Below are 18,485 nucleotides of genomic sequence, written 5' to 3'. Positions count from 1 at the left end.
TCGCTTGTCTCTCCTGAGGTCTTTAAAAAGCACCGGCGATCGGGTGGCGGGCGACAAAGTGCCCGGCGCCAACCTGCACCAGCGGTGCGGTAACGGGTTCATCGCCCAGCGCGCGCACTGGGCTGGGGATCTCATCAGCCGGCAGCGGCTGCCGTTTGTGGGCGTGAGCGGGATCGGCCACCGGCACCGCCGCCATCAGCTTGCGGGTATAGGGGTGCTGCGGGTTGTCGAACACCGCCTGCCGCGGGCCGATCTCGACAATTTGCCCGAGGTACATCACCGCCACCCGGTGGCTGATGCGCTCCACCACCGCCATGTCGTGTGAAATAAACAGAAAAGCGATGCCGAACTCGCGCTGCAGATCGAGCAGCAGATTGACGATCTGCGCCTGAATCGACACGTCCAGCGCCGAGACCGCCTCGTCGGCGATCACCACTTTCGGGTTCAGCGCCAGCGCGCGCGCGATGCAGATACGCTGGCGCTGGCCGCCGGAAAATTCGTGCGGGTAGCGGCGCGCATGCTCCGGCTGCAGACCGACGCGTTCCAGTAGCCAGGCCACCCGCCTTTCCGCCTCACGGCCGCGCATCACGTTGTGCACCAGCAGCGGCTCCATGATGGAGAAACCGACCGTCAGGCGCGGATCGAGCGAGGCGTAAGGATCTTGAAAGATGAACTGAATATCGCGCCGCAGGTGCTGCAGCGCCGGCCCTTTCAATTGGTCTATCCGCCGCCCGGCGAAGGTGATGGTGCCGCTCTGGCTGTCCACCAGCTTCAGCAAAGCGCGCCCGGTGGTGGACTTGCCGCAGCCGGACTCGCCCACCAACCCCAGCGTCTCGCCGGGGTAAAGATCGAAGCTGACGTTTTCTACCGCGTGCACCCGGCGAGTGACCCGATTAAACAATCCGCCGCGCAGATCAAAACGCGTGACCAGATGCTCTACCCGCAGGATCGGCGCAGCGTCTGGCGGTACGGTATCCTGCGGCGCTTCATCGCCCCCGCCGTCCGGCAGCGGAAACTTCGCCGGCAGCGGCCGATCGGCCATCGCCCCCAGCTTCGGCACTGCCGCCAGCAGCGCCCGGGTATAGGCCTGTTGCGGCGCGGCGAACAGCTCACGCACCCGATTCTGTTCCACCTGTTCACCACGGCGCATCACCAACACCCGATCGGCGATCTCCGCCACCACGCCCATGTCGTGAGTGATGAAGATCACCCCCATCTGCATCTCCTGTTGCAGCACGCGGATCAGCTGCAGGATCTGCGCCTGAATGGTGACGTCGAGGGCGGTGGTGGGCTCATCGGCAATCAACAGCGCCGGCTTGCAGGAGAGCGCCATGGCGATCATCACCCGCTGGCGCATGCCGCCGGAAAGCTGATGCGGGTAGCGCCCCAACACCTCTTTAGCCTCCGGAATACGCACCAGATCGAGCATGCGCAGCGCCTCCTGGCGCGCGCTGCGGTGGTCCATGCCCTGATGCAAACGCAGCGATTCGGCGATCTGCTCGCCGACCGGAAATACCGGGTTGAGCGAGGTCATCGGCTCCTGGAAGATCATCGCCATGTCGGCGCCGCGCACCGTGCGCAGCGTGTGCTGCGAGGCGCGCGCCAAATCGAGCAGCGCGCCGTCGCGCCGGCGCAGCGTCATGGCGCCGCTGACGATACGCCCGCCGCCCTGCTCCACCAGCCGCATCAGCCCCAGCGAAGTGACCGATTTGCCGGAGCCGGACTCGCCGACGATCGCCAGCGTCTCGCCGCGATCGAGATCGAACGACAGGTTGCGCACCGCGTCTACGGTGCCGTCCGCTTGAGGAAAGCTGATGCTCAGATCGCGCACCGTCAGCACCCGCTGCGGCGGCAATGACAGCCCGTCGCCGGCGGGCCGGAATGAAACGTCGGTCATACACCCTCCCGGTGAACGCTTAGCGATAAATCCCGACGGACGGCGCATCGCCGACATAGCCAAAACCGCGGTACATCCCCTCGCTGTTGAACGGCAGCGCGATATTGCCGTGGCGATCGACGGCGATCATGCCGCCGCTGCCGCCGCTGCCGCCCAGCGCCGGCAGCTTCTCCATCACCACCCGATCGCTGGCCTCTTGCAGGCTGAGCCCGCCGTATTCGATCAGGGCGGAGACGTCATAGGCCGCCACGCCGCGCATGAAGATTTCGCCGGTGCCGGTGCTGGAGACCGCCACGGTGGCGTTGTTGGCATAGCAACCGGCGCCGATGATCGGCGTGTCGCCTACCCGCCCGGCCTGCTTGTTGGTCATGCCGCCGGTGGAAGTGGCGGCGGCGAGGTTGCCCAGCGCATCCAGCGCCACCGCACCGACGGTGCCGAATTTGCGATCGGGATCGAGCGGCTCGCCGGCCTGCACCGCGCCGTCGTGATCGAGCAATACCCGCCCCTGCTCCGCCTGGGCGCGGTGCAGCTGATCAAAACGTTCTTGGGTAAAGAAGAAGTCGGGGGCGACCATTTCCAGGCCGTGGGCGGCGGCAAACTTCTCGGCGCCTTCGGCGGCAAACAGCACGTGTTCGCTGTTTTCCAGCACCGCGCGCGCCGCCAGCACCGGGTTGCGGACACGGCTGACGCCGGCGACAGCGCCGGCGTCGCAGGTGCGGCCGTCCATCACACAGGCGTCCAGTTCGTGGGTGCCCTGATGGGTAAACACCGAGCCTTTGCCGGCGTTGAACAACGGGCACTCTTCGAGCAGCCGCACCGCTTCGGTCACCGCGTCCAGCGCGCTGCCACCCTGTGCCAATATCGCCTGACCGGCGGCCACGATCTCGGACAGCGCCTGAATGTACTGCCGTTCCTTTTCCGCACTCAGCGCCGCCCGGGTAATTGCGCCCGCGCCGCCATGAATGGCAATCACTGGTTTGCTCATTTGCCTGACACCCTGTGTTAATCCCGCCGTAGCACAGCGAATAAGCTGAGCGCGGTATCATTATTATTCAGTCTTTTTTCGATGCTATTTAGCCCGACTGTGGAAGTACAGCATAACGTCCACGCCCCACTTTTAGCGTAGTCCGCTTAGACCGTTTCGCACCTTGAAATAGCTTATTGGAATAAAAACAGCAGGTTATAAAAAGCAGCAAACCGCTGAGAGTGCGGCTGGGATTATTGGTAATTTCGCGAGAGGAAATAGCGACATGGGGTCATGAAATAAACGTTCACGCTGAATAATCATTATTTCGACGCCCGGCCTGCCGTTTTTTTCCCGGCCGGGCGAAGATACTCCGCGATTAAAAACCGGAACCGGGTTGCTGTAAAAAGGCCTCTTCTTCCGGCGTGCTGATGCGCCCTAATATCGCATTGCGATGCGGGTAACGGCCGAAACGATCGATGATCGCCTTATGACGCAGTTCGAATTCCAGCTGATCGCCGTTATTGAGCTCGGTATACAACACCAGCGCCTGTTGGTGAATCAGCGGCGATTCCGAATGCATGAACGGCAGATAAAGGAAGCCGCGCTGCTCGCGGCTCAGCCGTTCGCACTCGCCGCTGCGGATCGCCTCCTGCGCCAGAATCAACGCCATGCCGTCGCAGGCGAACGACTGCGGCGTGCCGCGGAACAGGTTGCGGCTGAACTGATCGAGCACGATCACCTCCGCCAGGCGCCCTTCGATGGTGTCGCGCCAGTGCGCCAGCTCTCCCGCCGCCGCCGCCCGCCAGATTTCGCCGAAGCGGCTGTGCAGCAGACGATCGAAATCATCGTCCTTTTTGAACCACATCACCGGTTCGATCTCGTCGAACCAGAACTCGATAACCTGTTTATGCATCATGATTCTCCTCTGTTTTACGCAGTTTATACCCGATCGCCCCAGCGCCGCAGTGCGAAAGATGGCGGGCATAACCCGTTCTCCCCCCCGGCGTTCTCTGCCATAATACCCGCACTTTGTCGCTATCAATGCGCACCCTGATTACGGAGTTCCCTTTATGGATCATTGCCATACTTCCGATCTCATCTCCCTGGAGCAAGCGCTGGAAAAAATGCTCGGGCAGATCGCCCCGCTGCAACAGACCGAATCCGTCGCGCTGACCGCCGCCGCCGGCCGCATCACCGCCGCGCCGGTGGTCTCGCCCCTCGACGTGCCGCCGTTCGCCAACTCGGCGATGGATGGCTATGCGGTGCGCCTCGCCGATCTGGCGGCCAATGCGCCGCTGCCGGTCGCCGGGAAAGCCTTCGCCGGCGCGCCGTTCGACGGCCAATGGCCGGCCAACAGCTGCGTGCGCATCATGACCGGCGCGCCGATCCCGGCCGGGGCGGACGCCGTGGTCATGCAGGAACAGGCCGAAGTGAGCGACCAGGGCGTGCGTTTTACCGCCCCGGTAGAAGCCGGCCAGAATATCCGTTTGGCGGGTGAAGACATTCGCCAAGGCGCCAGCGTGTTGCCGGCCGGCGTGAAGCTGGGCGCCGCGCAGCTGCCACTGCTGGCCTCGCTCGGGGTCGCCGAAGTGCAGGTGATGCGTAAGCTGAAAGTGGCGGTGTTCTCCACCGGCGACGAACTGCAGCCGGTCGGCCAGCCGCTGCAGGCGGGCCAAATCTATGACACCAACCGCTTCGCGGTGCGCCTGATGCTGGAGCAGCTGGGCTGCGACGTGCTCGATCTCGGCATTATCCGCGACGATCGCGATGCGCTGCGCGCCGCCTTCGAACAAGCGGACAGCCAGGCCGACGTGGTGATCAGCAGCGGCGGCGTCTCGGTCGGCGAAGCCGACTACACCAAACAGATGCTCGACGAGCTGGGCCAGGTCAGCTTCTGGAAGCTGGCGATCAAACCCGGCAAACCGTTCGCCTTCGGCAAACTGGGCCACGCCTGGTTCTGCGGCCTGCCGGGCAACCCGGTTTCCGCCGCCCTGACCTTCTACCAACTGGTGCAACCGCTGCTGGCGAAGCTGGCCGGCCACAGCGACTGGCGCCTGCCGCCGCGCCTGCGCGCGCGGGCGCTGACGCCGCTGAAGAAATCGCCGGGCCGCCTCGATTTTCAGCGCGGCGTGTTCAGCAGCAACGCCACGGGCGAACTGGAGGTGAGCACCACCGGCCACCAGGGCTCGCACGTCTTCAGCTCCTACAGCCAGGGCAACTGTTTCATCGTGCTGGAGCGCGAACGCGGTTCGGTGGCGGCGGGTGAAACGGTGGAGATCGAGCCGTTCAACGCCCTGCTGAGGAGCTGAACATGTTGCCGGAATTGACCGACGCCGAAGCGCTGCGCTACAACCGCCAGATCGTGCTGCGCGGCTTTGACTTCGACGGCCAGGAGAAGCTGAAGGCCGCCCGCGTGCTGATCGCCGGGCTGGGCGGGCTGGGCTGCGCCGCCGCGCCTTATCTGGCGGCAGCCGGGGTCGGCCATCTGGTGCTGGTGGATTTCGACACCGTCTCGCTCTCCAATCTGCAGCGCCAGATCCTGCACCGCGACGATCGCATCGGCCAGAGCAAAGTCGCCTCCGCCAGGCAGGAACTGAGCGCCATCAATCCGCATATCCGCATCGACGCCATCGACGGTCGTCTGGAAGACGATGCGGTTGCAGCAGAGATCGCCGCCTGCGATCTGGTGCTGGACTGCACCGATAATGTGGCGGCGCGCGACGCGCTGAACCGCCTGTGCCACGCGCAGCAGAGGCCGCTGGTTTCCGGCGCGGCGATCCGCATGGAGGGCCAGCTCAGCGTGTTCACCTATCAGCCGGGCGAGCCCTGCTACCGCTGCCTGAGCCGGTTGTTCGGCGACAGCGCCCTCACCTGCGTCGAAGCGGGCGTGATGGCGCCGCTGGTCGGCACTATCGGCACCCTGCAGGCGATGGAAGCCATCAAGCTGTTGGCCGACTATGGTCAACCGCTGCGCGGCAAGCTGTTGATGTTCGATGCGATGAGCATGCAGTTCCGCGAGATGAAACTGCCGAAGGATCCGCACTGCGAGGTGTGCGGCGGAGAATGACGGATAAAAAAAGGGCGGGGTAATTCCCGCCCTGATGCGTTGCCGCGAGGGTTATACGATGCCCTGGCTGCGCAGATAGTCTTCGTAGTTGCCGGTAAAGTCGATCACCTTGTTCGGGGTGATTTCCAGAATACGCGTCGCCAGCGAGCTGACGAACTCACGGTCGTGGGAGACGAAGATCAGCGTGCCTTCGTACATCTCCAGCGCCATGTTCAGCGATTCGATGGATTCCATATCCAGGTGGTTGGTCGGTTCGTCCATCACCAGAATATTTGGGCGCTGCATCATCAGCTTGCCGAACAGCATGCGCCCCTTCTCACCACCGGACAGCACCTTCACTTTCTTCTTGATGTCGTCCTGGCTGAACAGCAGACGGCCCAGCACGCTGCGCACCGCCTGCTCGTCGTCTTTTTCCTGCTTCCACTGGCTCATCCAGTCGAACACGGTCAGGGTGTCGTCGAACTCGTATTCGTGATCCTGCGCGTAGTAACCGATACGGGCGTTTTCCGACCACTTGACGGTGCCGCTGTCCGGCTGTGCGTCGCCCACCAGCGTTTTCAGCAGGGTGGTTTTACCGATGCCGTTGGCGCCCAGCACCGCGACCTTCTCGCCCACTTCCACCATCAGGTTCAGCTTGCTGAACAACGGGCCTTCATCGAAGCCCTTGGTGAGCGCTTCCACTTCCAGCGCATTACGGAACAGCTTCTTGTCCTGCTCGAAGCGGATGAACGGGTTCTGGCGGCTGGAGGCTTTCACCTCTTCCAGCTGGATCTTGTCGATCTGGCGAGCGCGCGAGGTGGCCTGCTTGGATTTGGAGGCGTTGGCGCTGAAGCGGCTGACGAACGATTGCAGCTCATTGATCTGCGCCTTCTTCTTGGCGTTGTCCGCCAGCAGACGCTCGCGCGCCTGGGTGGCGGCGGTCATGTATTCGTCGTAGTTGCCCGGGTAAACGCGCAGTTCGCCGTAGTCCAGATCCGCCATGTGGGTGCAGACCATGTTCAGGAAGTGACGGTCGTGCGAGATGATGATCATGGTGCTGTTGCGCTCGTTGAGCACGTTTTCCAGCCAGCGAATGGTATCGATGTCCAGGTTGTTGGTCGGTTCGTCGAGCAGCAGGATTTCCGGATCGGAGAACAGCGCCTGCGCCAGCAACACGCGCAGCTTCCAGCCCGGCGCGATTTCGCTCATCGGGCCATAGTGCTGCTCAACCGGAATACCCACGCCAAGCAGCAGTTCGCCGGCGCGCGCTTCGGCGCTGTAGCCGTCCATTTCGCCGTAGGCCACTTCCAGATCGGCCACTTTATAGCCGTCTTCTTCGCTCATCTCCGCCAATGCGTAGATGCGGTCGCGCTCTTCCTTCACCGCCCACAGTTCGGTGTGGCCCATGATCACGGTATCCAGCACGCTGTACTGCTCAAAGGCGAACTGATCCTGACGCAGTTTACCCAGGCGCTCGTTCGGATCGAGGAACACGTTGCCGCCGCTCGGCGCCAGATCGCCGCCGAGGATTTTCATAAAGGTGGACTTGCCGCAGCCGTTGGCGCCGATCAGGCCGTAACGGTTGCCGCCGCCGAATTTGACAGAGATGTTTTCAAACAACGGCTTACTGCCGAACTGCATGGTGATGTTGTTAGTGCTTAACACAGCGCTCGCTCTTTATACATAGGGAATGTGATTTGGCGCGCATTATGCCACAACGGGGTGCAGAGATCGCGGGAAGTTTCGGTGACATTTTGAGCGCCTGCGGCATCCGATCCTTTTCGCAGGCGGCATAGCTGAATTAACGCGGCGGGAACTTCGCGGCAATCATCGCCGCCGTCGGCTGTACGCCGCCCAGGCTCCATTGTTCGGGCGCATGTTCATCGATTCGGACCCAAACCGACTGCCTGAACGCCGGATCGCCTCGCCCTTCTATCTCTACCAGCAGTTCGGTAATGCGGGACAGCAACTCGCTTTTTTGCCGTTCATCCAGCATGCCTTTCACCGTTTGCACATTAACAAATGGCATTATACTCTCCTTGAATATAGATAAGTCTAAAAACAAGACTTAGATTAGCGAAGGAAAATGCCCATGTCAAAATCTCCCGATCTCCCTACCGTTTCTCTTGCCCTGTGCGGGCTGGCGCAGGCCGCGGATCTGCTTGGCGATCGCTGGACGTTACTGATCCTGCGCGAGTCATTCTACGGCGTCCGCCGTTTTGAAGAGCTGCGCGAGAATATCGGCGCTTCACGCCAGGCGTTGAGCAACCGTCTGAATGCCATGGTAGAACAAGAACTGTTGGCCAAACGCGCTTACCGGGAGCCGGGCGAGCGCGAACGACATGAATATGTCTTGACGGACAAGGGGCGCAGCCTGGGGCCTATCCTGGTTGCGCTGATGGCATGGGGCCACCGGCATATTCTGCATGACAGCCCCCACGTTCAACTGGTGGATAAACGCAGCGGGCTGCCGGTGCAGCTGGCATTTATCGATGCGCAGGCGCACGTAGTGCCTGAAGACGCGCTGCAAATGTCGGCCGTTGAGCTCCCCCCGGCCTGACTTACCCATTCTGGTCTACGCTTGATACCAGACTGATTTAGGACAAGGATGCTGAACCATGCCACACCTCTATAACACCGCGCTGCTGATCGGCGCCGCGCTGAGCGCCATCGCCGCCCTGCTGCATATTTGGGTGATCGCCGCCGGGCCGCGCGGCTATCGGCTATACGGCGCCGGCGATCGCTTCATTAAGGCGGCGGAAGCGGGTAAAAAGTTCCCGGCCGTCGTCACCGCCGGCATCGCGCTGGTGCTGTTTATTTGGGCGCTGTACGCGCTGTCCGGCGCGGGCCTGATCGCGCCGCTGCCGCTGCTGCGGCCCGCGCTGTTTATTATCACCTTTATCTACCTGCTGCGCGGTGTCGCCGGCCCTTTCGCCCTGCGCGATACCGGCCGCAGCCAACGCTTCATCGTCGTCAGCTCGCTGATTTGCCTCGGCTTCGGGCTGGTGCATCTGCTGGGGATGACGCAGCGCTGGAGTGCGTTGGCGTAACGCCCTGTTGCTGCAAGACGGCGATAAACGCCTGCGCGGCGGCGCTGCGGTAAGCGCCTTGGCGCTGCAGCAATACCGCCTGACGGGCCGGCATGGCGTTGGCCAGCGCCACCTTTTTCAACTGCCGGTTCTCGCGCGCAATCGCGGCCGGCAACAGCGTGGCGAGCTGCCCGCGCCGCACGATCTCGACGATGGCGCCCAGCGCATTGGCCTCTACCGCCACCTGCGGCCGAAACCCCAACTGCGTGCAGTAGCGATCGATAAACTGACGCGTGGCGAAGTCGCCGCTCAGCAAGGCCAGCGGCAGATGTCGCCACTCCGCCAGCGTCAGCGGCCGACGCCGCGCCGCCAGGGGATGATCGGCGCCGACCATCAGCTCCAGCGTCTCGCTGAACAACACCGAGGCTTCCACCTCCACCGACTGCGCCATCTCAAAGGCAATCCCCAGATCCAGCCGATCCTGCGCCAGCAGCGCCTCGATTCGTTCTTGCGCCATCTCCTCAATGCTCAGCGTAATCCCCGGGTAGCGGCGATAGAACGCATCGATCGTCGGCCCCACCAGATAGGCGGTGAACGTCGGGGTCATCGCCAGCCGCAAATGGCCGCGCGCCAGCGTCGCCACGTCATGGATCGCCCGCGCGCCGGCGTCCAGATCCTGCAGCGCCAGGCGAGCATAGCGCATCCAGGCCTCACCGGCGTCGGTCAGCTGCACCCTTCTGCCGCTGCGATCGAACAGCGGCGCTCCCAGCGCATCCTCCAACTGTTTGATCTGTTGGGAGAGCGTCGGTTGCGAGACGTGCAGCGCTTCGGCGGCGCGGGTGAAATTGCCCTGTTCGGCAACGGCCAGAAAATATCGGATATGTCGCAGCAGCATAGCGCCCCAGCTATTAGTAAAACCTATAGCCAGCATTATAAATGGGTCTTAGACCCTATAGCCAGAAGCGTTCATCATGCCGTCATCGCTTACCCCCCAGGGAGAAAGACAATGAAAGAGGTGATTGAAGGCTTCCTGAAGTTTCAGCGCGAAGCCTTTGTTGAACGCACGGCGCTGTTTCAGCGGCTGGCGACCCGCCAAAACCCGCGCACCCTGTTTATCTCGTGTTCCGACAGCCGCCTGGTGCCGGAGCTGGTCACCCAGCGCGAGCCGGGCGATCTGTTCGTTATCCGCAACGCCGGTAACATCGTGCCGTCTTTCGGCCCCGAACCCGGCGGGGTTACCGCCTCGGTCGAGTACGCCGTCGCTGTGCTGGGCGTGGAAGATATCGTGATCTGTGGCCATTCCGACTGCGGCGCGATGACCGCCATCGCCACCTGCCAGTGTCTGGATCACCTGCCGACGGTCGCCGGCTGGCTGCGTTACGCCGATTCCGCCAAGGCGGTCAATCAGGCTTATCCGCACGCCTCTGACGAAGCCCGGGTCGCGTCGATGGTGCGCGAGAACGTCATCGCCCAACTCAACAACATCAAAACGCACCCTTCCGTCGCGCTGGCACTGGATCAGGGCCGCCTGGCGCTGCACGGCTGGGTCTATGACATCGCCAGCGGCGCTATCGAGGCGCTGGACGGCGAAACCCGCCGCTTCGTACCACTCGCCACCCATCCCGAGGTGACCGCCACCCCGGCGATCGCCCGTTTTTAAGCCGACAATAAGGAGCTAACATGACACACTCTCTGCATAACGCCGCCCCGCGCGAAGCGCTCACCGACACCATCATGGCCGCCAAAATTCGCCATAACCTGACGTTCGAAGCGCTGGCCGAGGGCACCGGTCTCAGCCTGGCGTTCGTCACCGCCGCGCTGCTCGGGCAGCATGCGCTGCCGGAACCGGCGGCGCGCACGGTAGCGACCAAGCTGGGGCTGGACGAAGAGGCGGTGCTGCTGCTGCAAACCATCCCGCTGCGCGGCAGCATTCCCGGCGGCGTGCCGACCGATCCGACCATTTATCGCTTCTATGAAATGCTGCAGGTTTACGGTTCCACGCTGAAAGCGCTGGTGCACGAGCAGTTCGGCGACGGCATCATCAGCGCCATCAACTTCAAGCTGGATATCAAAAAGGTCGCCGATCCGGAAGGCGGCGAACGCGCGGTGATCACCCTGGACGGCAAATACCTGCCGACCAAGCCTTTCTGATTGGCCTTTCGCCGGCGGCCTGCGTCGCCGGCAAATTGACAGCCAACCGGCCATTGGCTACATTATCTGCGCTGAAACGCCACCCTGGCGTTTTTCACTGCCCGAGGCCTGTATGTTGGAGATTGTAACCACCCGATAGTCGCTTCCTTGCCGTATGGCGAGGGACTCTGACGTATCCGACGCGCGTTTGCGCGGGGATGCGCGTATCTGGGGTTATTACAGGATCTCCCAACATGAACATTTCCAAAGCGGAACAACGCGTGCTGCACGTGTTGGCCAAAGGCGGCTATATCGCCTTCACCCGCAACGACGCCGGTCGCGTCACCCACGTCGAATGCTACACCCGCGAAGGGCTCGGCCTGGCCGACTGCTCGCTGGCCGTCTTCACCAAGCTCAAAACCAAACGCCTGATCCTCTCTCGCCAGGGGCGCCCTTATCGCGTCACCTTCGCCGGGCTCAAGGCCGTGCGTGCGCAGCTGGATAACCGCTAATCATCGATACCGGCCGGGCAGGCAGCCCGGTCGGTTCAGCCTTATTTAATCAGGATACAACCATGGACATTACTTTACGCCACGAAACGCCGGCCGACGTCGGCGCCATCGCCACCCTGACCGCCGCCGCATTCTTGCATGCCGAACACAGCAGCCACACCGAGCAGTTTATCGTTAATGCGCTGCGCGCGGCGGGAGCCCTCACCCTGTCGCTGCTCGCCGAGCAAAATGGCACACCGATCGGGCACGCGTCCGTCTCGCCGGTCGCACTCAGCAACGGCGCCGCCGGGTGGTACGGGCTGGCGCCGGTGTCGGTGCTGCCGGCCTGTCAGAGCCAGGGGATCGGCAGCCGGCTGATCCGCCAGTTGCTGGCCGAGCTGCAGGAACGCGGCGCCGCAGGCTGCGTGGTGCTGGGCGATCCGAACTATTACGGCCGCTTCGGCTTCCAGGCGCAGTGCGCGCTGACCCTGCCGGGCGTGCCGCAAGACTACTTCCGCGCCGTCGCCTTCCAGGGCGCGCTGCCGTGCGCGGAGGTCACCTTCCACAACGCGTTTAACGCCGAAGCCTAACCCTGTTGCCGGCGCCGTCATGGCGCCGGTTTTCAGTCCCGTTCGCCATAACGCAAGACGGTCATCCCTTCCTCTTCCGCCGGGGGAACAAAATACTGCGCCAGATGCTCAAACTCCGCCTCACTCAGTGTAAACGGGTGCTCGCCGCGCGCATTTCTCAGCGTTATCCGGTTCAGGCACTGCGCATGGCTGACGTCGAGAAAGTGCAGGCAGTGCACGACGCCGGCCTCCTCCGCCAAGGCTTTGGCCCAGCGCCGCCTGTCCGGCGTATTCATCGGGAAATCGAGCGCCACGGACCAACCGCCGCGCAGCAGCTGAACGAGGTGCCCGCCCAGCGCCCGCCGCAACCGATCGGAACAGCGCGCGTAGTCTTGCAGGCTGGCCATCTCCTGTTCATACAGCGTCGCCAGCCACGCATCTTCACTCAGCAACAGCGTTTGCGGCTGCTGGGCCAAACGCTGCGCCAACGTCGATTTGCCTGCGCCGGCCTTGCCGCACATCAGGTGTAAAACTGCAGGGTAGGTTTTCATGACGTTCTCCGGTCGTTGCCGGAAGGGGATAAAAAAACCCGCCTGCCGGCGGGTTTTTATTGGCGACACACGCGCTATCCCACCCTCTGGAGAAGGGTGATAATAATTTTCGCGAATGGGCGGTAGGATTTTTTCATAGCTAATGAATATGACAACCCGTGCAGCGTTGTCAATTCGCCGTCATCAATCCCTGTTCTCGCACAAACTCGGTGAATAAACTCACTTTCTGCTGCACATGCCGGCGCGTCGGGTAAACCGCGAAGACCTGATGCACGTCGGCAATCTGTTCAGGGAACAGCCGCACCAGTCTGCCGGCAGCGATCTCGGGATCCGCCACAAACGACGGCAGCGAACCGATGCCCAGTCCCGCCACCAGCATATCCCGCAGCATCAGGCTGTTGTTGGCGATCAGCCGGGGAGTGAACGTCACTCTCAGGCTCTCCTCGCCGGCGGTGAACTGCCACTGCCCCGGCCTTTCCGCCAGGGAATAGGCCAGACAGCTGTGACGCGGCAAGTCATTCGGCGTTTGCGGCACGCCGTGCTGCGCCAAATAGCCGGGTGCGGCGCAAATTCGCTGGTGCACTTCACCCAGTGCCCGGGCACTGAGGGAAGAATCCGGCAGCCGTCGGCGAATGCGCAAGGAAATGTCGAAACCGGCCGCCACCACGTCCAATACCCTGTCGTCCAGCGTCAGTTCCACCTGCAGCTGCGGGTAGCGTTGCATAAACGGCGGCAGCAGCGGCGACAGCACCGTCAGGCCGAACGAGAGCGGCGCATTGACCCGCAGCGTGCCGGAGACCTGCTGCGCACTGGCTGCAACCGTCTGCTCCAGCGCGTCAAACTCGCCAAGCAACCGACAGGCTTCCTGGTAATAGAGCTGCCCGGCTTCGGTCAGGCTCATGCTGCGGGTGGTGCGCACCAGCAACAATGTCCCCAACCGGTTCTCCAACTGCTTAATCTGCTTGCTCAACGCCGCCGGCGTGATCGCCAGATCCTCCGCCGCCTTATAAAAACTGTTGCGCTCAACCACGCGGCGAAAGGCGCGCATCGTCAGTAGCACGTCCACATTATGTCCTATTGGTTAATTATAAATTCAATAAAACACAGATTATTAACCTCAACAACCTCAGTAGACTTTATTCAACCGCTTCCCTGAGTGGGAAGTGAATTTAATCTACTGATAATCATGGAGTTAATAATGAAAAAGACCCTGTTCGCCTTGATGCTCGGCCTGAGCGCCGCCACCGCCCCCGTCGCCGCGCTGGCGCAATCCCCCGCCGCCGATAGCCGCCAGACGGGTTATGTGCAACCGCTGACCGCCGACAACAGCCTGTTGCTGCTGGTCGATCTGCAGGACATGTTCGGCATGACCATTTCCTCTATCGATCAAACCAATCTGGTGAATAACGCCGCCGGCATCGCCAAGGCCGCCAAGGTGTTCAACGTGCCGACCATTCTGGCCTCGGCCAACGCCAAAAGCTTCGCCGGGCCGGTATTCCAGCAGGTGACGCAGGCACGTCCGGATCTGCAGGTGTACGATCGCACCGCCATCAACGTCTGGCAGGATCGGCGCGTAGTGGATCTGATTAAACAATCCGGCCGCAAGAAAATCATCATCGGCGGATTGTGGACCGCCAGCTGCGTGATGCTGCCGGCACTGTCCGCTCTGGGCGAGGGGTATGAGGTTTATATCCTGTCGGACGTCACCGGCGACATTACGCCAGACAGCCAAAACAACGCCATGCAGCGCCTGATACAGGCGGGCGCCACGCCCATCAACTGGGTGGCGTTGATGCTGGAATGGCAGCAGGACTGGAGCCGCAAAGCCACGGCGGGAGGCGTATTGCAGATCGCCCGCGACCACGGCGCCGCCTGGGGGATGGGCGCCCGTTACGCCGGGGCGATGAAGGTGGGCAGCGAGGCGAAATAAGCGGGTGAAAGCCCGCCGGCGGCGGACTTTTTCTCAGGTACGGTGATAACAACGGCTATCCTGTGGCGCCTGGTCGCGGCTCTCCAGCCCGTAGTCCCGCACCACTTCCGCCACCCGCAGCCGATACTGCGCCAACACCTCGCCACGGCCGCGCGCCTGCGCCGCCCGGTGCTGTTCGAGATTGCGCCACTGCTGCACCGCCGCTTCGTCGCGCCAGAAGGAGAGCGACAACAAGCGCGCAGGATCGGCCAGGCTTTGAAAGCGCTCGATGGAAATGAATCCGTCGATCTGCGCCAGCAGCGGCTTCAGCGCCGCCGCCAACTCCAGGTAGGTATCGCGCTGCCCATCGGCGGCCTGCAGTTCAAAAATCACGGCGATCATTATCTTCTCCTCTCAACGGTAAAATTACGGTACGCGCGCAGGGTAAGAATGGCGCCACTGCACCGGTTTCAACGCCCGCTCATCAATATCCAGCGAATACGGCCGCACAGCACCAAAGTGCGATGACCACAGGCTAGCAATGGACGCACAGCCATACTTCGTCTAACCTCGAAGTATGTATAACATCGAGATAGAAGATCGTTTAGCGGCGCTGAGCGCCGCCATCGCCGACCGCACCCGGGCGCGCATGCTGTGCCTGTTGATGGACGGGCGCGCCTACACCGCCACCGAGCTCAGCGCGGCGGTCGAGGTCGCTCCGTCTACCGCCAGCGCACATCTGGCGAAGCTGCTGGAGCAGCAGTTGATTGCCTGTGTCAAACAGGGGCGCTATCGCTATTTCCGACTGGCCGGGCAACCGGTGGCCGCAGCGCTGGAAGGCCTGATGGCGCTGGCGGGCGTGCCGCGCCCGTCGGTGAAAAGCCGCACGCCCACCTCGCTGCAATATGCTCGCACCTGCTACGACCATATGGCGGGCGAGGTGGCGGTGAAGCTGCACGATCGGCTGCATGCGCTGAACTGGCTGACCGGCGAGGCAGACTACCGGTTAAGCGACATCGGTCAGGCCGCGCTGGCGCGGCTGGGCGTCGATTGCTCCCCCGCGCCCACCCGCCGCCGCTTCGCCTGCGGCTGCCTGGATTGGAGCGAACGCCGATCTCACCTCGGCGGCGCGCTGGGCGCCGCGCTGTTAGCCGCCTTTATCCAACGCGGCTGGATCCTTCGCCGGCTCGACAGCCGCGAGCTGCAGCTGACCCCCGCCGGTAAAAAAGCGCTGGCCGCACATTTTGACCTCACGGTGTAACCCGGCGACAGGGTAGTTTTACTGCAATACTCTAGGGGTACGCTTAAGCGACCCCGCCAACCCGAGGAGTTTCCATGCTCGATTCCACCCAATTCCCGATCGTCAAACGCTGGCCGGCTCAGCATCCAGAACGGCTGCAGCTCTACTCTCTGCCGACGCCGAACGGCGTCAAAGTCTCCATCATGCTGGAGGAGATCGGCCTGCCTTATGAAGCGCACCTGATCGACATCGGCAACAACGAAACCTGGACGCCGGAATTCCTGGCGCTGAACCCGAACGGCAAGATCCCGGCGATCATCGATCCCGATGGCCCCGGCGGCCGGCCGCTGCCGCTGTTCGAATCCGGCGCCATTCTGCTCTACCTGGCGGAAAAGAGCGGCCGTTTCCTGCCGCAGGACCCGGCGCAGCGTTACGAAACCATTCAATGGGTGTTCTTCCAGATGGCCGCCGTCGGCCCGATGTTCGGCCAGCTCGGTTTCTTCCATAAATTCGCCGGGCGCGAATATGAAGACAAGCGGCCGCTGGAGCGCTACAAAAACGAATCGAAACGCCTGCTCGGCGTGCTGGAAACGCGACTTGAAGGCCGCGACTGGATCATGGGCGCGGAGTACACCATCGCCGATATCTCGCTGCTGGGTTGGGTGCGCAACCTGATCGGCTTCTATGAGGCGCGCGAACTGGTGGAGTTCGACAGTTTCCCTCGCGTCGCGCAGTGGCTGGAGCGCGGTCTGGCGCGCCCGGCGGTGCAGCGTGGGCTCGCTATCCCGGCGCGCGCGGCCTGATCGTCAAACGGGATGGCCGCCGGGCCGTCCCGCCTTCCGCTGTCATAAAATTGTCATCCCTCTGCTCTACTCTCCTTTCGTAACAATTTGATGTTATTTACATTGTTGTATTACGACAAGGAGCTTACCCCATGCAACCTGCTGTATCCCTGATCGCCGGCGCCGTACTGTCCGCCCTGCTCTGTTCCTCCGCCATCGCGGCGGAAACCTCGGCCAATGCCGATGGCCTGACCGATCGCGCCGCGCGCGGCAACCTCGTCGAACCGGGCGGCGCCCGCCGTCTGGCCGGCGATCAGACCACCGCGCTGAAGGCATCGCTGTCGGACAAAACGGCGAAAAACGTGATCCTGCTGATCGGCGACGGCATGGGGGATTCCGAGATCACCGCCGCGCGCAACTACGCCGAAGGCGCAGGCGGTTACTTCAAGGGCATCGACGCCCTGCCGCTGACAGGACAATACACCCATTACTCGCTGGACAGGAAAACCCACAAGCCGGACTACGTGACCGACTCCGCCGCCTCCGCCACCGCCTGGGCCACCGGGGTGAAAACCTATAACGGCGCGCTCGGCGTGGACGTGAACGGCAAGGATCAACCGACGCTGCTGGAGATCGCCAAGGCGGCCGGCAAGGCCACCGGCAACGTCTCCACCGCCGAGTTGCAAGACGCCACGCCGGCGGCGCTGGTCTCGCACGTCATCTCACGCAAGTGCTATGGCCCGGAGGAAACCAGCGAGAAATGCGCCGCTAACGCGCTGGAAAATGGCGGCCGTGGCTCCATCACCGAACAACTGCTGAAAACCCGCGCCGACGTCACGCTGGGCGGCGGCGCGAAATCGTTCAACCAGCTGGCGAAAAGCGGCGAATGGCAAGGAAAATCGCTGAAGGACCAGGCGGCGGCGCAGGGTTATCAGTGGGTAAGCAACGCCGACGAACTGCAGGCCGTTACCCTCGCCAACCAGCAAAAACCGCTGCTGGGGCTGTTCGCCGACGGCAATATGCCGGTGCGTTGGCTGGGGCCGAAAGCCAGCTACCATGGCAACCTCGACAAACCGGCAGTGACCTGCGAAAACAACCCGGCGCGCACCGCCGCCACGCCAACGCTGGCGGCGATGACCGAAAAAGCGATCGCGCTGTTGAAAGACAACCCGAACGGCTTCTTCCTGCAGGTAGAGGGCGCGTCGATCGATAAGCAGGATCACGCCGCCAACCCGTGCGGGCAGATTGGCGAAACCGTCGATCTGGACGAAGCGGTACAAAAAGCGCTGGCCTTCGCCCGCGCCGACGGCAACACGCTGGTGATCGTCACCGCCGACCACGCGCACGCCAGCCAGATCGTCTCCGCCGACGCCAAAGCGCCGGGCCTGACCCAAAAGCTGACCACCAAGGACGGCGCGCCGATGACCCTCAGCTACGGCAACTCTGAAGAGGAATCTCAGGGACACACCGGCACCCAGCTGCGCGTCGCGGCCTACGGCCCGCACGCCGCCAACGTAGTGGGCCTGACCGATCAGACCGATCTGTTCTTCACCATGCGCGATGCGATGGGTATCAAGTAACCGACCCCTGAACGATGGCCGCCCGCCACGGCGGCCATTTATTATTGGTTACCGCTAGGTATTTGCAATTTAACCGCAATTATTGTGTGATAACGAAATAACGTCTAATTACGCGGCAATTAACCCATGAAAATAACGCGGTTATACGGCCTTTCTTCCCTCTCTGTTTATTCCTGCGACAGCAACCGGCCGTTTTTTGCTTATATTCATTTTTTTTAGTTACAAAAGTAGTTTTTAACATTCTCGCAAACAATAATACCCCGCCAGTAACGTGAACCGATCAATTTGCATCCG

At 62.4% G+C, this 18,485-nt stretch carries 21 protein-coding genes; 12 read left to right on the top strand and 9 right to left on the bottom strand.

Annotation, left to right across the window (positions count from 1 at the left end):
- Nucleotides 1–22: 22 nt before the first annotated feature.
- The 3 genes from HWW83_RS01505 to HWW83_RS01495 form a co-directional block, all read right to left on the bottom strand.
- Nucleotides 23–1,897 (bottom strand): dipeptide ABC transporter ATP-binding protein, encoded by a 1,875-nt coding sequence (locus tag HWW83_RS01505; RefSeq protein WP_176588942.1) that lies wholly within the window; start codon nucleotides 1,895–1,897, stop codon nucleotides 23–25.
- Between the two features lie 19 nt (nucleotides 1,898–1,916).
- Nucleotides 1,917–2,882 (bottom strand): isoaspartyl peptidase/L-asparaginase family protein, encoded by a 966-nt coding sequence (locus HWW83_RS01500; RefSeq protein WP_176588941.1) that lies wholly within the window; start codon nucleotides 2,880–2,882, stop codon nucleotides 1,917–1,919.
- Nucleotides 2,883–3,240: 358 nt separating this feature from the next.
- The gene (locus tag HWW83_RS01495; protein ID WP_033650589.1) at nucleotides 3,241–3,777 is read right to left on the bottom strand and encodes a DUF924 family protein; all 537 of its coding nucleotides are present in this window, start codon (nucleotides 3,775–3,777) and stop codon (nucleotides 3,241–3,243) included.
- A gap of 157 nt (nucleotides 3,778–3,934) precedes the next feature.
- Between HWW83_RS01495 and moeA the strand changes: the two genes are divergently transcribed.
- Both moeA and moeB read left to right on the top strand, forming a co-directional pair.
- Nucleotides 3,935–5,173, top strand: coding sequence for a molybdopterin molybdotransferase MoeA (gene moeA, locus HWW83_RS01490; RefSeq protein ID WP_122004020.1), 1,239 nt, complete (start codon nucleotides 3,935–3,937; stop codon nucleotides 5,171–5,173).
- Between the two features lie 2 nt (nucleotides 5,174–5,175).
- Nucleotides 5,176–5,931: a molybdopterin-synthase adenylyltransferase MoeB gene (moeB, locus tag HWW83_RS01485; protein WP_060425569.1), complete on the top strand. Its 756-nt coding sequence runs from the start codon at nucleotides 5,176–5,178 to the stop codon at nucleotides 5,929–5,931.
- A 51-nt stretch (nucleotides 5,932–5,982) separates the two neighbouring features.
- On the opposite strand, the gene HWW83_RS01480 is transcribed toward moeB, so the two are convergent.
- A complete protein-coding gene (locus tag HWW83_RS01480; RefSeq protein WP_033642430.1) occupies nucleotides 5,983–7,575 on the bottom strand; it encodes an ABC-F family ATPase in 1,593 nt (530 codons plus the stop codon).
- A gap of 136 nt (nucleotides 7,576–7,711) precedes the next feature.
- Nucleotides 7,712–7,939, bottom strand: a complete 228-nt coding sequence (locus tag HWW83_RS01475; protein WP_033650586.1) for a tautomerase family protein — start codon at nucleotides 7,937–7,939, stop codon at nucleotides 7,712–7,714.
- A 63-nt stretch (nucleotides 7,940–8,002) separates the two neighbouring features.
- Here HWW83_RS01475 and HWW83_RS01470 point away from each other — a divergent pair, with 63 nt between their 5' ends.
- On the top strand, nucleotides 8,003–8,470 hold the full coding sequence (locus HWW83_RS01470) for a winged helix-turn-helix transcriptional regulator (RefSeq protein WP_033642428.1): 468 nt from the start codon (nucleotides 8,003–8,005) through the stop codon (nucleotides 8,468–8,470).
- A 58-nt stretch (nucleotides 8,471–8,528) separates the two neighbouring features.
- Nucleotides 8,529–8,960 carry a hypothetical protein gene (locus HWW83_RS01465; RefSeq protein ID WP_176588940.1) on the top strand — a complete coding sequence of 144 codons (432 nt, stop codon included), beginning with the start codon at nucleotides 8,529–8,531 and terminating at the stop codon, nucleotides 8,958–8,960.
- Here HWW83_RS01465 and cynR read toward each other — a convergent pair.
- Entirely contained in the window at nucleotides 8,884–9,834 is a 951-nt protein-coding gene (cynR, locus tag HWW83_RS01460; protein WP_033642427.1) for a transcriptional regulator CynR, read from the bottom strand. The two genes, HWW83_RS01465 and cynR, sit on opposite strands and share 77 nt — an antisense overlap.
- A 111-nt stretch (nucleotides 9,835–9,945) precedes the next feature.
- Here cynR and HWW83_RS01455 point away from each other — a divergent pair, with 111 nt between their 5' ends.
- The 4 genes from HWW83_RS01455 to HWW83_RS01440 all read left to right on the top strand — a co-directional run bounded on the left by HWW83_RS01455 (nucleotide 9,946) and on the right by HWW83_RS01440 (nucleotide 12,150).
- Entirely contained in the window at nucleotides 9,946–10,599 is a 654-nt protein-coding gene (locus HWW83_RS01455) for a carbonic anhydrase (protein WP_042784023.1), read from the top strand.
- Between the two features lie 20 nt (nucleotides 10,600–10,619).
- Nucleotides 10,620–11,090, top strand: a complete 471-nt coding sequence (cynS, locus tag HWW83_RS01450) for a cyanase (protein WP_042784021.1) — start codon at nucleotides 10,620–10,622, stop codon at nucleotides 11,088–11,090.
- A gap of 233 nt (nucleotides 11,091–11,323) precedes the next feature.
- Nucleotides 11,324–11,581 carry a YjhX family toxin gene (locus tag HWW83_RS01445; protein ID WP_004939031.1) on the top strand — a complete coding sequence of 86 codons (258 nt, stop codon included), beginning with the start codon at nucleotides 11,324–11,326 and terminating at the stop codon, nucleotides 11,579–11,581.
- A gap of 62 nt (nucleotides 11,582–11,643) precedes the next feature.
- Complete coding sequence (locus HWW83_RS01440) at nucleotides 11,644–12,150, top strand: GNAT family N-acetyltransferase (RefSeq protein ID WP_033650582.1); 507 nt, start codon at nucleotides 11,644–11,646, stop codon at nucleotides 12,148–12,150.
- Between the two features lie 32 nt (nucleotides 12,151–12,182).
- Here the strand turns inward: HWW83_RS01440 and HWW83_RS01435 are convergent, their stop codons facing one another.
- Both HWW83_RS01435 and HWW83_RS01430 read right to left on the bottom strand, forming a co-directional pair.
- Complete coding sequence (locus HWW83_RS01435; protein ID WP_033650581.1) at nucleotides 12,183–12,680, bottom strand: P-loop nucleotide/nucleoside kinase family protein; 498 nt, start codon at nucleotides 12,678–12,680, stop codon at nucleotides 12,183–12,185.
- 169 nt (nucleotides 12,681–12,849) lie between these two features.
- The gene (locus HWW83_RS01430) at nucleotides 12,850–13,746 is read right to left on the bottom strand and encodes a LysR family transcriptional regulator (RefSeq protein ID WP_129993293.1); all 897 of its coding nucleotides are present in this window, start codon (nucleotides 13,744–13,746) and stop codon (nucleotides 12,850–12,852) included.
- A 132-nt stretch (nucleotides 13,747–13,878) separates the two neighbouring features.
- Here HWW83_RS01430 and HWW83_RS01425 point away from each other — a divergent pair, with 132 nt between their 5' ends.
- Nucleotides 13,879–14,610 (top strand): isochorismatase family protein, encoded by a 732-nt coding sequence (locus HWW83_RS01425; protein WP_060659750.1) that lies wholly within the window; start codon nucleotides 13,879–13,881, stop codon nucleotides 14,608–14,610.
- Nucleotides 14,611–14,643: 33 nt separating this feature from the next.
- On the opposite strand, the gene HWW83_RS01420 is transcribed toward HWW83_RS01425, so the two are convergent.
- Nucleotides 14,644–14,991 carry an antibiotic biosynthesis monooxygenase family protein gene (locus tag HWW83_RS01420; protein WP_046686695.1) on the bottom strand — a complete coding sequence of 116 codons (348 nt, stop codon included), beginning with the start codon at nucleotides 14,989–14,991 and terminating at the stop codon, nucleotides 14,644–14,646.
- 175 nt (nucleotides 14,992–15,166) lie between these two features.
- Here HWW83_RS01420 and HWW83_RS01415 point away from each other — a divergent pair, with 175 nt between their 5' ends.
- The 3 genes from HWW83_RS01415 to phoA all read left to right on the top strand — a co-directional run bounded on the left by HWW83_RS01415 (nucleotide 15,167) and on the right by phoA (nucleotide 18,191).
- Nucleotides 15,167–15,850 (top strand): ArsR/SmtB family transcription factor, encoded by a 684-nt coding sequence (locus HWW83_RS01415; RefSeq protein ID WP_047572153.1) that lies wholly within the window; start codon nucleotides 15,167–15,169, stop codon nucleotides 15,848–15,850.
- A gap of 74 nt (nucleotides 15,851–15,924) precedes the next feature.
- Nucleotides 15,925–16,632 carry a glutathione S-transferase N-terminal domain-containing protein gene (locus HWW83_RS01410; RefSeq protein WP_033642416.1) on the top strand — a complete coding sequence of 236 codons (708 nt, stop codon included), beginning with the start codon at nucleotides 15,925–15,927 and terminating at the stop codon, nucleotides 16,630–16,632.
- Nucleotides 16,633–16,763: 131 nt separating this feature from the next.
- A complete protein-coding gene (gene phoA / locus HWW83_RS01405; RefSeq protein ID WP_046686693.1) occupies nucleotides 16,764–18,191 on the top strand; it encodes an alkaline phosphatase in 1,428 nt (475 codons plus the stop codon).
- Nucleotides 18,192–18,485: the final 294 nt, after the last annotated feature.

The sequence above is a fragment of the Serratia ureilytica genome (assembly GCF_013375155.1).
Lineage (GTDB): Bacteria > Pseudomonadota > Gammaproteobacteria > Enterobacterales > Enterobacteriaceae > Serratia > Serratia ureilytica.
This window is presented reverse-complemented; position numbering and strand designations above follow the sequence as displayed.